The following is a 14154-nucleotide window of genomic DNA, read 5'->3' as shown; positions in this document are numbered from 1 at the left end:
TTTCATATGTCAAACCTAATCTTTCTATCGGATGGAGAGAGCCTGGTCAGCGCACAAAAAAGCGCGACGGCCGTCCGGAGACGGCCGCCGCGCCTGACGTGCGGAACGAGCTAGCTGGGAGCCTTCTCGAGCTCCTCCACCGCGTGCTGCCTCGAACCCCACCCCACATGCGCCTCCGCGCGCATGCGCTCGACCATGTGCGGGTAGTGCAGCTCGAACGCGGGACGCTCGGAGCGGATGCGCGGCAGCTCGTAGAAGTTGTGCCGTGGCGGCGGGCAGGAGGTCGCCCATTCCAGGGAGTTGCCGTAGCCCCACGGGTCGTCCACGGTCACGACCTCGCCGTAGCGGTAGGACTTGAACACGTTCCACACGAACGGCAGCACCGACGCGCCCAGAATGAACGACCCGATGGTGGAAACGGTGTTCAGCGTGGTGAATCCGTCACTGGGCAGGTAGTCGGCGTACCGGCGCGGCATGCCCTGCGCACCGAGCCAGTGCTGGACCAGGAAGGTGGCGTGGAAGCCGAGGAAGGTGGTCCAGAAGTGCCACTTGCCCAGGCGCTCGTCGAGCATGCGGCCGGTCATCTTCGGGAACCAGAAGTAGAGGCCCGCATAGGTGGCGAAGGCGATGGTGCCGAAGAGCACGTAGTGGAAGTGCGCGACCGCGAAATAGGTGTCGGACACGTGGAAGTCCAGCGGCGGCGAGGCCAGGATGACACCCGACAGACCACCGAACAGGAAGGTGACGATGAACCCGGCCGCGAACAGCATGGGTGTCTCGAAGGTCAACTGCCCCTTCCACATGGTGCCGATCCAGTTGAAGAACTTCACACCGGTCGGGACCGCGATGAGGAACGTCATGAACGAGAAGTACGGCAGCAGCACCGCACCCGTCGCGTACATGTGGTGCGCCCACACCGCGATCGACAGCGCCGCGATGGCGAAGGTCGCGTAGACCAGGGTGGTGTAGCCGAAGATCGGCTTGCGCGAGAACACCGGGATGACTTCGGAGATGATGCCGAAGAACGGCAGCGCGATGATGTACACCTCGGGATGCCCGAAGTACCAGAACAAATGCTGGAAGAGGATGCTGCCGCCGTTCGACGGATCGTAGATGTGGCCGCCCAGGTGGCGGTCGAAGGCCAGCGCGAACAGGGCGGCGGTCAGGATCGGGAAGGCCACCAGGATAAGGAAACTCGTCACCAGGATGGTCCAAACGAACACCGGCATCCGGAACAGCGTCATGCCCGGGCAGCGCAGGCAGACCACGGTGGTGATCATATTGACGCCACCGAGGATGGTGCCCAGACCGGAGACGGCCAGACCCAGAATCCACAGGTCGCCGCCTACGCCCGGGGAGTGCGTGATATCCGACAGCGGCGTGTAAGCGGTCCAGCCGAAGTCGGCCGCACCGCCCGGGGTCAGGAAGCCGGCCGTGGCCATGCTCGCGCCGAACAGGTACAGCCAGTAGCTGAGCGCGTTCAGGCGCGGGAACGCCACGTCGGGCGCGCCGATCTGCAGCGGCAGCACCACATTCGCGAATCCGAACACGATGGCGGTGGCGTAGAAGAGCAGCATGATCGTGCCGTGCATGGTGAACAGCTGGTTGAACTGCTCCGTCGAGAGGAACTGCATACCCGGCCGCGCCAACTCGGCACGCATGAGCAGCGCCATCAGACCACCGATCAGGAAGAAGCTGATGGCCGTGGTCATGTACATCATCCCGAGCATCTTGGGATCGGTCGTGGTGATCACTTTGAGAATGAACGAGCCCGTGGGACCGTGCCGAGGCGGATACGGGCGGGCCGCCTCGAGATTCTGTTCGGGCTTTGGAGCAACTGCAGTCACCACATCCTCCTCGGGAGGGGTTCCGTCCAGCTCTACCAATCGGGGCACATAGAACGGCGCACAGCGTACCGACAGCAAATCGATCCTCGCCGAAAACACTCCGGTCGGGGTGAATCGCGATCGAAATGCAAGATACTGCAGGGCAACCCTTCGCGTCGATGGCGACCGAGAACAGGTTTGGTGCGTTGTTCATTGGCAGTTCATGCCGCGCCATCACGAAATACTCACGAGGCAAGGTCCAATATCGGTGCTATGTCTCGATCACTGCGCACCCGCGTTCTCACCGTCGCCGTGGTCGGCAGCCTCGGCGCCCTGCTCGCCGTGGGTGCCGCCACCAATGCCCATGGCGAACCCAAGGCCGTGATCCAGGGCCGTACCGAGGTGACCGCCCGGGTCACCGGCGAGAAGCCGGACAACAGGTGCCAGATCGCGGCGTCCGATATCAGTGGCCCGTGGGGCGTCGTCGGCGCCGACGGCAGCGTCACCCTCACGCTCGGCGCGGTGCACAGCAACGCCAAGAAGCTGCGCGTCATCTGCGAGGACCCCAAGCGCGGCGACGCCAGCCTGCACACCGTCCGCTCGGACCGGGTGACCTTCGACGGACTGCTCTCCCCCATCCGTCAGATCATGCACAACCGATTCTTCGGGGCCAGATAACTGTCTTCGGGGCTAGACAACCGGGCGACCGGCGCGGGCGGAGGCGACCGCGGACCGGACCGCGGGGACGGTCTCGGTGGCGAAATGGTGTGTGGCGCGGTCGCCGTCGGGGTCGACGGGGAGCAGGAATTCGCTGATGCCGTGGACCAGCGCCACCTCCGTGAGCTGGCCGGGCGTCATGGTGGGGTCGATGACGTAGGCGCGGCGGATCAGGGCCGGGACGCGGCCCGCACCACGGGCGGCGGCGTCGATGGCGGTCATCATGGCGGTCAGCGTGGCGGGCGGGGCGTAGCCGAAGCTGCCGAGCCAGCCGTCGGCCAGTTCACCGGTCAGGCGTAGGGCGTGGGGACCGTAGACGCCGAGCCAGATGCCGATCGGATGAGCCGGGCGCGGACCGGGTTTCGCGCCGCGCAGCGAATAGAACTCGCCGGTCAGCTGTGAGCGTTCACCCTCGCCCCACAGCGCGCGAACGACCGCGATGGCCTCGCGCAGCGCGGCGAGGGCCTGGCCGGGACTGCGGCGGGTGCCGCCCATGGCCTCGATGGCGTCCCAGAACGCGCCGGCTCCCAGACCCAGTTCGACCCGGCCGCCGCTGAGCAGGTCCAGGCTGGCGGCGCTGCGGGCCAGCACCGCGGGCGGGCGCAGCGGGAGGTTCGCGACCGCGGGCATGAGGGTGAGGTTGCGGGTGAGGCCGGCCAGGTAGGACAGCAGGGTCCAGGTGTCCAGGAAGGCGGGCTGATACGGATGATCCTGCACCGCCAGCACTTCCAGCCCGGACTCGTCGGCGTGACGCACCAGGCGCAGCAGCGGACGCCCGCGCGCCGCCTCGGGCGGCACGAAGATCCCGAACCGGAGCTCATGCCCGTAATCCGCCATAGCGAATATCAAGCTACCGCGCCGCCGGGGGCGCCCGGGCGAAATCGCACGGATTCGGCACGTCGGGGGAGCGGCGGCGGCTCCAGATCGTGATCAACTGGCAACCCTATTCCATAGTCGTTGCCGGGCAAGGGAATACAATTGAGCCCGGGTCGCCCGGGTCACGGCCCGGTCTTTTCGGCAGTCGGGCCGTTCGCGAGACGGCCGGGTGAAAGGACGTACGCGATGCCGGCTCACAGCACGGTGGACATCACCCTGCGGCACCTGAGGGGAGTGGATCCCTCGGCGTTGCACCACGCGCGGAACCGGTTGGCGGAGACCGGAATCGCACGGCTGGGATTTCTGCTCCCGTACCAGGTCAAACGGGTCCTCGCCGCCGAGGCGCTGACCCTGCTCGATCATCACAAACAGTGGGGCGACCTGCTGCCCGAGGGCGAGGGCCCGGCCCGGCAGCAGGTGGACCTGACCGAGCAGGAGGTGGCAGCCCACGCCTCCTGCATCCCACGGCTCTACGACTGTGAACCCTTGCGGCACAGCCTGTCCGTGGTGGCCGCCGAACCCGTCCTGCCCTGCCCCGAGGCCGAGCGCTACCGCGTCACCCGCCTGCACCACGACGACTCGACCGGCCAATGGCATTGGGACGACTACGCTTTCGCCCTCGTCCTGGTGGTGGAGTGCCCGCCGCTGGCGGACGGCGGCTTCGTACAGACGGTGGCGCACACCCGCCGCGACTGGGACCACGCCGACATCTACCGGACCCTGACCCGCAATCCGATCCACTCGTGGGAGATACAGCCCGGCGACCTCTACCTGATGCGCACCGACACCACTCTGCACCGCGTGCACCCCTTCGCGCACGGCCGCCGCACCATCGTCGCCATGACCTTCGCGTCGCGGACCGACGACGAGCGGGAAATCCGGCGGCGGGTGGCCGAACTCGCGCCCCGATAGCAGAAACGCCGCGCAGAGCTGGGAGTTTGCGCCGACCGGTCGATATGGCCTGAATCATATACAGTGATAGCCTGATCAACCTTTAACGCAGCGGGGGGCAGCGTCGCCGCACCGTATCCGCTCCGGGCAGTTGTGCCCCTCCCGGCCAAGGCGGCTCCCATGGACCTGCTCAACCCTCTCGACGCGATCTTCCTGGCCATCGAATCCCGCGAGCATCCGATGCACGTGGGCGGTCTGCAGCTGTTCGAACCGCCCGCCGACGCGGGCCCCGGCTACACCCATGAGCTGTTCGAGGCGATGGCCTCGAAAACCGAAGTCCGCACCCGATTCCGGCGCAGACCGAGCCGGCTGCTGGGTGGCTTCTCGAGCCTCGCCTGGTCCCATGCCGAGAACGTGGATCTGGGCTACCACCTGCGACGTTCCGCGCTGCCGGCGCCCGGCGGCATGGGTGACCTGCTGGACCTCACCGAGCGCCTGCACGGCATCCTGCTGGACCGGCACCGCCCACTGTGGGAGGCCCGGCTCATCGAGGGCCTGTCCGACGGCCGCTTCGCGGTCTACGTGAAGATGCACCACGCCCTCATCGACGGCGTCTCGGCCATGCGGCTGCTGCAGCGCACCCTCACCGACGACCCGCTGGACAGCCGGCTCACCGTCCCGTGGGGCACGGCGCCGGTGCCGCGCGACGACTGCCCCGAATCCGAAAGCCCCTGGACGCAGTTGCGCCGGGCGTTGCCGCGGATCCTGCGTGCCACCGGATCGATCGCCGCGCCGTTGCGGGGCGCCATCGACGGGCGGCTCACCCTGCCCATGACCGCCCCGCGCACCGTGCTCAACACCTCCATCGGCGGGGCCCGGCGCATCGCGGTGCGGTCCTGGCCGCTGGAGCGGATCAATGCCGTACGGCTGGCCACCGGGGCCACCGTCAACGACATCGTGCTGGCCATGAGCGCCGCCGCGCTGCGCGCCTATCTGCTCGAGCGTGACGCACTGCCGGACGAGCCGCTGATCGCCATGGTGCCGGTCAACATTCGCAGCTCCGCCGAATCCGATACCTCCGAGGGCAATCTGGTAGCGGCCTGCCTGACCAACCTCGGCACCCACATCGAGGATCCGACGGCCCGGCTGGAAACCATCAGCACCTCCATGCGCGACGCCAAACGGGTGTTCACGCAATTGCCGAAGCTGGAGGCCATGCTGCTGTCGGCCGCGCTGATGACACCGCTCGGGGTGTCGCTGCTACCGGGCTTCGAAGCGCTGCCGCGCATGCCGTTCAACCTGGTGATCTCGAATGTGCCCGGGCCACGTAAACCGGTCTACATGCAGGGTGCGCGTCTGGACGCCAATTACCCGCTGTCGATACCGTTCGAATCGCAGGCCATGAACATCACGCTGACCACCAATGGCGACAATCTCGATTTCGGCCTGGTCGGCTGCCGCCGCACCGTGCCGGATCTCGATCGCATGACCGATCATCTGGAGAACGGCCTGGCCGAGCTGGAGCGGGCGGTCGGCTGACGCCTCGTGGCACAGGGCCGCGCAGGGCCTCATTACGCTGGTCCGCGTGGAAACATCGTGGCCCGAACTGCGCACCGAGTGCCTGATCCTCGAGGACGAGGCGGTCCTGGCCCTGAACAAGCCGGCCGGGATCTCGGTGACGGGTGAACGCCACGACACCGACATCGTGGAAATGGCCGCGGCGCAGGGCGAGACGCTGTATCCGGTGCATCGGATCGACAAGGTCACCTCGGGTCTCGTCCTGCTGGCCAAGGAGCTGTCCGCGCACGGGCAGCTCACCCGGCAGTTCAACAAGCGCACCGCGGAGAAGGTGTACCTGGCCGTCACCGCCTCCACGGGCCTGCCCGACCGCGGCGTCATCGACCTGCCGCTGAGTGTGGGCCGCAAGAACCGGGTGCGAATCGCCGCGCCCCGCGAGAGCATTCACCGCGCGGGCGACACCTGGCTGGTCGACGAGGAGGAGGTGGCGGCGGGCAAGAGCTATCCGTCGGTCACCGAATTCACCACCCTGGCCCGCACCGGTGCCCATACCGTGCTGGCGCTGCGCCCGATCACCGGGCGACGGCATCAAATTCGCGTGCACCTGGCCTGGATCGGCCACCCCATTGTCGGCGACCCGCTCTTCGACCGGTCCGGCGCATTTCCGCGCACGCATCTGCACTCGTGGCGTTTGACCCTGGACGCGTCCTGGCGTCCCACCGGCACACTCGAACTGGAGGCCGAGCCGGGCGCCGACTTCTGGCGTGTCGGCGACACCCCGGTCACCACCGATCCGCGGCAACTGTTGAGCAGCGCAAGCGAACTCATGACCCGAACCACATCGACCGGCAACTGATACGACTTCGCTATATTGGGTGGCGGGTCTCACCGAGACCGCATCAGGGCAGGTCAATTAGCCTGAATGGGGTGACCGCGGTGCGGCGGCACGGCCGGGCGCAATGATGCGGCCCTTCACAGAAAGCGAACGCCGATGGTTCTGCTGGCTCAGCTCAGTGACACCCATTTCAATATGGGCGCACGGAATGTCGAACGCGCCGAACGGGTGATGGCTTTTCTCGCCGAGCTACCGCAGCGACCCGACGCCATCATCGTCACCGGGGACATCGCCGACGAGGGCGATGTGGAGGAGTACCAGCAGGCGCGCGCGGCCCTGACGGCCGATCTGCCCGTGCTGATCCTGCCCGGCAATCACGACGACCGCACCAATATGCGCAGCGTGCTCTTCCCCGCCACCTCGGGCACCGGACCCATCAACCAGTCCTACCGAATCGACGGCGTGACCCTGGCCCTGCTCGACTCCAGCATCCCCGGCAAACCGGAGGGCCTGCTCGACGACGAGACCTACGACTTCCTCACCGAGGTGCTGGCGGCCGCCCCCGACGATGAGGTGGTGCTGGTGGCCATGCATCATCCGCCGGTGCCGGTGCAGTCCACCGTCGTGGATCCCATCCGGCTCACCAATCCGGAGCGCCTGGCCGAGATCGTGGCGGGCGACGACCGCATCGCCGCCGTCCTCACCGGCCACGTGCACGCCGGGCTCATGACCCAGTTCGCGGGCAAGCCGCTGATCGTGGCGCCCAGCGTCTCCTCCACCATCGGCTGCGAATGGGAAACGGCCGCACCGGGACACGTGCCGATCGACTTCGCGCCCGACCCGTCGATGATCTTCCACTCCATCACCGACGGCCGGCTGCTGTCGATGTTCCGGCCCATCGCCATGGGCGGCTGGCTCAGCGAACCGACGGAGTGATCGCGCCGCGCCGATAGGCCGACGGCGTAGTGCCGGTCCAGCGTTTGAAGGCGTGAATGAAGGTGGACGCCTCCGCGTAGCCGAGCCGGATCGCCACATCACTCACCGACAGCGGTGTGGCCGTGAGCATCTCCTCGGCCAGTGCGCGCCGCACCTCGTCCAGCAGCTGCCGGTAGCTGGTGCCCGCCGCGTCCAGGTGGCGACGCAGGGTGCGGGTGCTCATATTGAGATCCCTTGCCACCGAATCGATTCCGGGCGGTACCGCGAAACCGTCCAGGCCGCCGCGCGGCACCAGCAGCTCCCGCACCTCGGCGGCGATGCCGGTGCGGGCGCGGCGCCGGGAGACCAGTTCGGTGCACTGCGCCAGGCACATGGCCCAGGTGTGCTCGTTGGCCTGCGGCAGCGGCTGCTCCAGGATCGCCGGATCCATGGCGAAAAGATTGTGCTCGGACTCGAAATTCGGTGTCAGCCCGTAGATTTCGGTGTAGAGGCGGAGGTCGGGCGGCGGCTCGAAGTCGAAGTCGGCGCGCAGCAGTTCGACGCGGTGGCCCATCAGGTCCGACAGCATCTGGAACATGGCGGTGACGTCGCGCTCCACCAGGAAGCGGCGGACGTCGGCGGGCACCCGCTCGTCGTGGATGCGGGCCACGAATTCGCCCGGCCGCCAGCGGGCCGCCGGAATGCAGAAGGTGAAGCTGAGCTCCAGGTAGCGCAACGCGAGGGAGATGGCCTCACCGAGGGTGGGGCTGCTGACGCAGGCGAAGCCGAAGATGCCGAAGGTGGTGATGCGGTACCGCCGGCCCACCTCCAGCCCGAGATCGGGGCGGGCGCCCAGTTCGCGCACCAGGTTCCGGACCACCGCCAGTTCGGTGTGCGCGTCGATCTGCTCGTCCGGATTGGCCAGCTGTCTCTCGCTCAGCCCGCTCCCCTGCAGCATGCGGGCGGGCGGGACTCCGTGCTCGCGCGCGAATCCGACCATGAGGGCGACACTCGCCACGCCGCGCGGGAAATTCCAGTCGCGAATCCCCGCCTCCTGCACCGTGCCCATAGCCTGATTATGGCCGAAATTCTCGATCCGGTCGCCCACCAAATCGATCGCCCGCTCCTACAGTGAGAAGGGTCTTCGATGTGAGGAGCACCACAATGCCGTCCGTCATCATCATCGGCGCCGGATTCGGCGGGCTCGGCATGGCGATCGAGTTGCAGCGCAATGGCTTCCGCGAGTTCACCATCCTGGAGAAAGCGGCCGACCTGGGCGGGGTGTGGCGGGAGAACACCTACCCCGGAGCGGCCTGCGATGTGCCGTCACCGCTGTACTCGTTCGCGCACGAGCCCAAACCGAAGTGGCGGCAGCGGTATTCGACACGCGAGGACATCTGGGCGTACCTGCGCGCGCTCGCCGAGCGGCATCGGCTGCTGGACCACATCGTGTTCGGGACCGAGGTCACCGAGGCGGAGTTCGACGAGACGACCGGGCAGTGGACGGTGCGCACCGCCGACGGCGTGACGCGCACCGCGGATGTGCTAGTCCCGGCCGTCGGGCAGCTGTCGCGCCCGGCCATGCCGCCGATTCCGGGCATCGAGGCGTTCGGCGGGGAATCGTTCCATTCGGCGCGGTGGGATCACGGGGTCGAACTGGCCGGCAAGCGGGTGGCCTGCATCGGGACCGGGGCCAGCGCGATCCAGTACATTCCCGAGATCCAGCCGCAGGCCGCTCGTCTGACGGTGTTCCAGCGCACCGCCGCCTGGGTGCTGCCCAAGTTCGACACCGACTACAAGCCGGTGCATCAGCGGATCCTCATCTCGATTCCGGGAATGCCGAAGGCCGAACGCCTTTCGTGGTGGCTGATCGCCGAGTTCGTATCGCTGGGGCTGGTCGAGTTCCCCGGCATCGTGCGCGCGGTCGCGCGGATCGCGGAGAAGCATCTGGAGGTGACGGTCGCCGATCCGGAGCTGCGCGCCAAGCTCACCCCCGACTACCCCATCGGCTGCAAACGCGGACTCTTCTCCAACGACTACTTCCCGGCCCTCACCCAGCCCAATGTGCGCGTGGAGACCACCGCCATCAGCGAGATCGTCCCCGAGGGCGTCCGCACCGCCGACGGCGTGCTGCACGAGGCCGACGTCATCATCTACGGCACCGGCTTCAAGGGCACGGAATTCCTGTGGCCCATGAAGATCCGGGGCCGCGGCGGCCGCAATCTGAGCGACGTGTGGGACGGCGGCGCCCACGCCTACCTGGGTATCACGGTCCCCGAATTCCCCAATATGTTCATGGTCTACGGCCCCAACACCAACCTCGCCGTCGGATCCATCATCTACATGATCGAATCCCAGGCCCACTACATTCGCCACGCCCTGCAACTCCTCGGCGAACGATCGCGCACCTATCTGGAAGTCCGCCCCGAGGCCGAGCTGGCCTTCAACGACGCCCTTCAGCAGCGCCTGGCCCGCACCCCGTGGAACTTCTGCACCAGCTGGTATCGGACACCCTCCGGCCGCATCACCAACAACTGGCCCGGCACCACCCGCAGCTACCGCCGCCGCACCCGCGCCCTTCGCCTCCCCGACTACGCCTTCACCCCGATCCGAGGCTGATCAGCAACCGGTTGGCATATTCACGGCATGCGCCCGCGCCTCCACACCGCCCGGCATCTGATCGAGGTGATCTCCAAGGAGCCCGCGTGGACGCGAAATTCCTTGCCCACCAAGTCATCTCAACCGCGGTAGGGAGCACGGTGCCGGCAGCGGATACCGAGCGATCCGCCTCGGCCTCTCCCGCCGGCACCGAACCTTCCCGATTCCCCGGCTTCACCGCTCCATGGGAATCAGCAGGGCAAACCGCTGGTCAGTACTGGTGGCAGCTGTCGGCAACCTGGCGCAGGTGCGAGCCGAAGTCCGAGCTGATGTCGGTGGGCGCGTTCATCTGCTGCTGTTCGGCAAGCAGCGCCTGGAAGGCGAGGCGCCGCTGCGCGGCCGGCTGGTCGTAGGCCATCTGGAACACGGCCTTGCGCACCGGTGCGGCATCGAGCTGCGCCGCGGTATCGGGATCCACCTGATGGAAGGCGGCGTCGATCTGGTCGAACGAGCAACTCGAGCTCAGCAGCGGTTCGAGATCGTTCATCGGATCGGCGCCTGCCACTCCCGCACCGGACAGTGCCGCACCGGCGGCGAATCCGGCAATCGTCACTGCAATCACGCCTGCGTACCGCGCACTGATCAACCTCATGTGAGACCAACCTTTCGAAGTAGCTGGATCTGTGGATGACAACCGGCCCTCGGCCGGGCCGGACCGAAGGGTAGCCGAGGGCCGCAGGGGCCGGAGAGCTGGACTCCAGGCTCCACCCACCCCGCTGGACAAACGCCGCACAACACCTTTGTCGCCACGCGCGAGTCATCGTTGACCGCGAGTACCAGGCCACATAGCTTGTTCTCCGATGCGTCGGAACTCTTGCCGGCGTATGCAGTGGTCCGTGGTATCTGGAGCGTCGGCCGGTACACACTGGAGGCCCTTTTTGAAGCGCGATGCCGCACGGTTCGGGAAACGCACGAATGGATCGACCAAGCGATCGACAACAATCCGATACAGGTGGCGCGCCGGACTCATCGGCGCAGTCACTCTGCTGACGACGGTGATCGCGGCGCCCAGCGCCCGCGCCGATATCCCCTTCCCCGACAACGATCCGTTCTACGTGGCGCCCGCCAACCTGGGAAGTATGGCGAACGGGTCGATCCTCAACTCCCGGCCGATCACGGTGCTCGGGCAGTCGCTGCTGCCGGTGGCGGGCTGGCAGGTCCAATACCGAACCACCGGCTCCAGCGGCGAGGCCGCCGCCGATATGGCAACGGTGTTGTTGCCCAATACCCCGTGGAACGGGCCGGGTGACCGCCCGCTGCTGGCGTTCCAGGTCGCCGAGGACAGTCTCGGAACACGGTGCGCGCCATCGTTCGCGCTGCGCGGCGGACGCGGCTTCTCCATCATCACCACCCTGCTGGATGTCCCGTTCCTGACTCAGGCGCTGTGGCGCGGCTGGGCGGTGGTGATATCCGACTACCAGGGCCCGCAGTCCCGCTTCTTCGACGGCGTCAACTCCGGCCGGGCCGTGCTGGACGGCGTACGTGCCGCCAAATCCTTTGCCCCACTGGGCCTTACCACGAACAGTGCGCTCGGCGCGTGGGGCTACTCGGGCGGCGCCTTCGCCACCCTGTGGGCCATGCAGATGCGGTCGAGCTACGCACCCGAGCTCCGGTTCGCGGGCGTGACCTCCGGCGGCGTACCCGTCGACATCCCCTCCATGATGCGCGGGGTGGACGGCGGTTTCCAGGCCGGGCTCGCCGTGCTCATTCTGATCGCCCTGGCGCGCAACGATTTCGGCACCGGACTGGCCAAACTACTCAATGACAACGGCCGTACGCTTCTGGCCCGAGAGGCCACGTCATGCGCCGGCGACCTGGTGCTCCACCACGCCATGCGACATCTCGACGAGTACTCGACCGCACCGAATCTCGTCGACAGCCAACCGTTCAAGGACGCCGCCATCCGTCAGGAACTGGGCGGCCAGGCCCCCGATACCCCGCTGTACCTCTACCACAGCACGGCCGACGACGTGATCCCGCCGGGAGGCTTCAGCGCCCTCGTCGACCGCTACTGCGCCCTCGGCGCAAACCTGACCGCCATCCACTCACAGATACCGGGCCACAACCCCGCAGCAGTCGTGGAATCCCTGGGAGCCATGAACTTCCTGTCCGACCGCTTCGCCGGCAATCCGATGCCCCCCGGCTGCAGCCTGCGCTGAGGCGCTCATTGCGGGATCGGCCGCTACTCGCCGAAGGCGGCGAGGCCGGATTGCCAGGCGGCCCCGAGGTCGGCGTCGCCGGGAAAGCGGCCGTCGATTTCGAGGCTCACCATGCCGTGGGCGAAGGCCCAGAGGGCGCGGGCGCGGGCGCGGGCCTGGTCGCCGCCGACCGCTGCGACCAGTGGCTGCGCGGCGCGCTCTTCGAGATCCGGGGGGAGCAGGTCCCGGCGCAGGGGACGGTAGTTCATGAGGCGGTAGATGTGCGGGTGGGACAGGGCATAGTCGCGGTACGCCGCGGCGACGCCCGGGAGACCCTGTGACGCGGCCTTTTCCAGGGTCTGCGCCATCTCGGTGAAAGCCTGGGCCACCACCAGGGTTTCGAGGGCGGTCTTGTCGGGGACGTGTTTGTAGAGGGAGGGGGCCTTGATGCCCAGTGCCTCGGCGACGTTTCGCATCGTCAAGGCCTCGGGACCCTGGGCGTCCAATAGCGCGCGAGCGGCGGCGGCGATCTGCCGCTGCCGCTCGGTGAGCGTTCCGGTCGGGTCAGGCACGGAGGAATCCGTCCGCGGTGCGCAGGCCGTAGCCGGCGATGCGATCGATGCCGATGTGCAGCATCCAGGCCAGGAGGAAGGTGAACAGGGCCGGGATCCGCAGGGGGGCAATGGCGTACGCGACGGCCAGGGCCAGGGGGATCCAGGCGCGGTGGGCGGCGTTGTAGAAGGGGACGGCCCGGCGGGGCAATTGACCCTGCTGCACAGGGTCTTTCGCGCCGATGGCGGCGAAGAAGGTGAGGTCGGGGGCGATGAGGCCGGCCGTCAGGGCCAGCCAGGAGCCGGTGCCGTGGTTGACGCCCTCGACGATGGCGAAGGCGGCAAGGAAGACGGTCCAGGTGATCCATCCGGCCTTGCGGACGAGGGCCGGGACGCGGTGATCGGTGGCGGCCGGCAGGTTGGCGGCGATGGTGGTCATCGGACCCTCCGAGGCTTCTAACTGGGGCTAATGTTGTTAGCCATCACGTTAGGCTAACGCCGTTAGCCTGTCAACCCGGGATGGCTCAGGCAGCCATCGGCTCGGCCTCCGGGGCGGGTGAACCGGCCAGTTCCGCGGAATGGAAGCCCGGCAGGAACCGGTCCACGAACGGGATCATCAGCTGGATCAGCGGTCCGATGGCGAACGCGTACACGACCGTGCCCACTCCGACGCTGCCACCGAGGATCCAACCGACGGACAACACCGTCGCCTCCAGCCCTGTCCGGATGACCCACACCGGCTTGCCGGTGCGCCGAACCAGGCCAGTCATCAGTCCATCACGCGGACCCGGCCCCATGCCCGCGCCGATATAGAGCACCGTCGCAATCGCATTGAGCAGCACCGCCGCACCCATGGCCGCGATCCGGATCGGCAACGCGTGCAACTCCGGCAGCAACCACAGCCCCGCGTCCACCGAGACGCCGATGACCACGACATTGCTGACCGTGCCCAGACCCGGCCACTGCCGCAGGGGAATCCAGGCCAGCAATACCGCCGCGCCCGTAATCGCCACGACCGTACCGAAACTCAGTGGTACCTGATCGGCCACGCCCTGGTGGAACACATCCCACGGATCCAGGCCGAGCGCGGCGCGGATCATCACGGCCATGGAGAAGCCGTACAGCCAGAGTCCGACGTACAGAGCGATGAGGCGGCGCAACAACATTGACCGAGCATGGCGGCAACTGGCATGCAACCGGTAGAGCCAGTTCCAAAGATCTGGACTTCG

Annotated in this window: 14 protein-coding genes; 7 read left to right on the top strand and 7 right to left on the bottom strand. The window is 67.4% G+C overall.

From position 1 onward, the window contains the following. Window positions 1-110: 110 nt before the first annotated feature. Window positions 111-1847, bottom strand: a complete 1737-nt coding sequence (ctaD, locus tag ABZ909_RS14995) for a cytochrome c oxidase subunit I (RefSeq protein WP_356999135.1) — start codon at window positions 1845-1847, stop codon at window positions 111-113. Window positions 1848-2099: 252 nt separating this feature from the next. Between ctaD and ABZ909_RS14990 the strand changes: the two genes are divergently transcribed. Further along, on the top strand, window positions 2100-2504 hold the full coding sequence (locus ABZ909_RS14990) for a hypothetical protein (protein ID WP_356999133.1): 405 nt from the start codon (window positions 2100-2102) through the stop codon (window positions 2502-2504). Window positions 2505-2516: 12 nt separating this feature from the next. Here the strand turns inward: ABZ909_RS14990 and ABZ909_RS14985 are convergent, their stop codons facing one another. Next, the gene (locus ABZ909_RS14985; RefSeq protein WP_356999131.1) at window positions 2517-3380 is read right to left on the bottom strand and encodes an LLM class flavin-dependent oxidoreductase; all 864 of its coding nucleotides are present in this window, start codon (window positions 3378-3380) and stop codon (window positions 2517-2519) included. 225 nt (window positions 3381-3605) lie between these two features. Between ABZ909_RS14985 and ABZ909_RS14980 the strand changes: the two genes are divergently transcribed. From ABZ909_RS14980 to ABZ909_RS14965, 4 genes are all read left to right on the top strand, one after another. Continuing rightward, a complete protein-coding gene (locus tag ABZ909_RS14980) occupies window positions 3606-4331 on the top strand; it encodes a hypothetical protein (RefSeq protein ID WP_356999128.1) in 726 nt (241 codons plus the stop codon). 159 nt (window positions 4332-4490) lie between these two features. After that, entirely contained in the window at window positions 4491-5849 is a 1359-nt protein-coding gene (locus ABZ909_RS14975; protein ID WP_356999125.1) for a wax ester/triacylglycerol synthase family O-acyltransferase, read from the top strand. 46 nt (window positions 5850-5895) lie between these two features. After that, window positions 5896-6684: an RNA pseudouridine synthase gene (locus tag ABZ909_RS14970; RefSeq protein WP_356999124.1), complete on the top strand. Its 789-nt coding sequence runs from the start codon at window positions 5896-5898 to the stop codon at window positions 6682-6684. A gap of 135 nt (window positions 6685-6819) precedes the next feature. Further along, window positions 6820-7599, top strand: a complete 780-nt coding sequence (locus ABZ909_RS14965) for a metallophosphoesterase (protein WP_356999122.1) — start codon at window positions 6820-6822, stop codon at window positions 7597-7599. Here ABZ909_RS14965 and ABZ909_RS14960 read toward each other — a convergent pair. Further along, window positions 7580-8647, bottom strand: coding sequence for an AraC family transcriptional regulator (locus ABZ909_RS14960; RefSeq protein WP_356999119.1), 1068 nt, complete (start codon window positions 8645-8647; stop codon window positions 7580-7582). The genes ABZ909_RS14965 and ABZ909_RS14960 overlap by 20 nt on opposite strands. A gap of 95 nt (window positions 8648-8742) precedes the next feature. Between ABZ909_RS14960 and ABZ909_RS14955 the strand changes: the two genes are divergently transcribed. Beyond that, window positions 8743-10197 (top strand): NAD(P)/FAD-dependent oxidoreductase, encoded by a 1455-nt coding sequence (locus tag ABZ909_RS14955; protein ID WP_356999117.1) that lies wholly within the window; start codon window positions 8743-8745, stop codon window positions 10195-10197. 250 nt (window positions 10198-10447) lie between these two features. Here ABZ909_RS14955 and ABZ909_RS14950 read toward each other — a convergent pair whose 3' ends face one another. After that, entirely contained in the window at window positions 10448-10828 is a 381-nt protein-coding gene (locus ABZ909_RS14950) for a hemophore-related protein (protein ID WP_356999115.1), read from the bottom strand. A gap of 403 nt (window positions 10829-11231) precedes the next feature. Between ABZ909_RS14950 and ABZ909_RS14945 the strand changes: the two genes are divergently transcribed. Next, window positions 11232-12395: a lipase family protein gene (locus tag ABZ909_RS14945; protein ID WP_356999113.1), complete on the top strand. Its 1164-nt coding sequence runs from the start codon at window positions 11232-11234 to the stop codon at window positions 12393-12395. A gap of 23 nt (window positions 12396-12418) precedes the next feature. Here the strand turns inward: ABZ909_RS14945 and ABZ909_RS14940 are convergent, their stop codons facing one another. The 3 genes from ABZ909_RS14940 to ABZ909_RS14930 form a co-directional block, all read right to left on the bottom strand. Then, a complete protein-coding gene (locus ABZ909_RS14940; RefSeq protein ID WP_356999110.1) occupies window positions 12419-12946 on the bottom strand; it encodes a TetR/AcrR family transcriptional regulator in 528 nt (175 codons plus the stop codon). Next, window positions 12939-13364, bottom strand: a complete 426-nt coding sequence (locus tag ABZ909_RS14935) for a DUF4260 family protein (RefSeq protein ID WP_356999108.1) — start codon at window positions 13362-13364, stop codon at window positions 12939-12941. The genes ABZ909_RS14940 and ABZ909_RS14935 overlap by 8 nt, the downstream gene beginning before the upstream one ends. Before the next feature lie 85 nt (window positions 13365-13449). Beyond that, window positions 13450-14091 (bottom strand): hypothetical protein, encoded by a 642-nt coding sequence (locus ABZ909_RS14930; RefSeq protein ID WP_356999105.1) that lies wholly within the window; start codon window positions 14089-14091, stop codon window positions 13450-13452. Between the last annotated feature and the right edge of the window lie 63 nt (window positions 14092-14154).

It is taken from the genome of Nocardia sp. NPDC046763, from assembly GCF_040645495.1.
Classification (GTDB): Bacteria; Actinomycetota; Actinomycetes; order Mycobacteriales; family Mycobacteriaceae; genus Nocardia.
The sequence above is the reverse complement of the archived record's forward strand: the minus strand, read 5'-3'. Positions and strand labels throughout refer to the sequence as shown.

Coding starts and splice junctions, on each gene's coding strand:
- ABZ909_RS14960 (WP_356999119.1), bottom strand. CDS start 8,647: ATGGGCACGGTGCAGGAGGCGGGGATTCGCGACTGGAATTTCCCGCGC.
- ABZ909_RS14965 (WP_356999122.1), top strand. CDS start 6,820: ATGGTTCTGCTGGCTCAGCTCAGTGACACCCATTTCAATATGGGCGCA.
- ABZ909_RS14930 (WP_356999105.1), bottom strand. CDS start 14,091: ATGTTGTTGCGCCGCCTCATCGCTCTGTACGTCGGACTCTGGCTGTAC.
- ABZ909_RS14990 (WP_356999133.1), top strand. CDS start 2,100: ATGTCTCGATCACTGCGCACCCGCGTTCTCACCGTCGCCGTGGTCGGC.
- ABZ909_RS14980 (WP_356999128.1), top strand. CDS start 3,606: ATGCCGGCTCACAGCACGGTGGACATCACCCTGCGGCACCTGAGGGGA.
- ABZ909_RS14975 (WP_356999125.1), top strand. CDS start 4,491: ATGGACCTGCTCAACCCTCTCGACGCGATCTTCCTGGCCATCGAATCC.
- ABZ909_RS14955 (WP_356999117.1), top strand. CDS start 8,743: ATGCCGTCCGTCATCATCATCGGCGCCGGATTCGGCGGGCTCGGCATG.
- ABZ909_RS14935 (WP_356999108.1), bottom strand. CDS start 13,364: ATGACCACCATCGCCGCCAACCTGCCGGCCGCCACCGATCACCGCGTC.
- ABZ909_RS14950 (WP_356999115.1), bottom strand. CDS start 10,828: ATGAGGTTGATCAGTGCGCGGTACGCAGGCGTGATTGCAGTGACGATT.
- ABZ909_RS14985 (WP_356999131.1), bottom strand. CDS start 3,380: ATGGCGGATTACGGGCATGAGCTCCGGTTCGGGATCTTCGTGCCGCCC.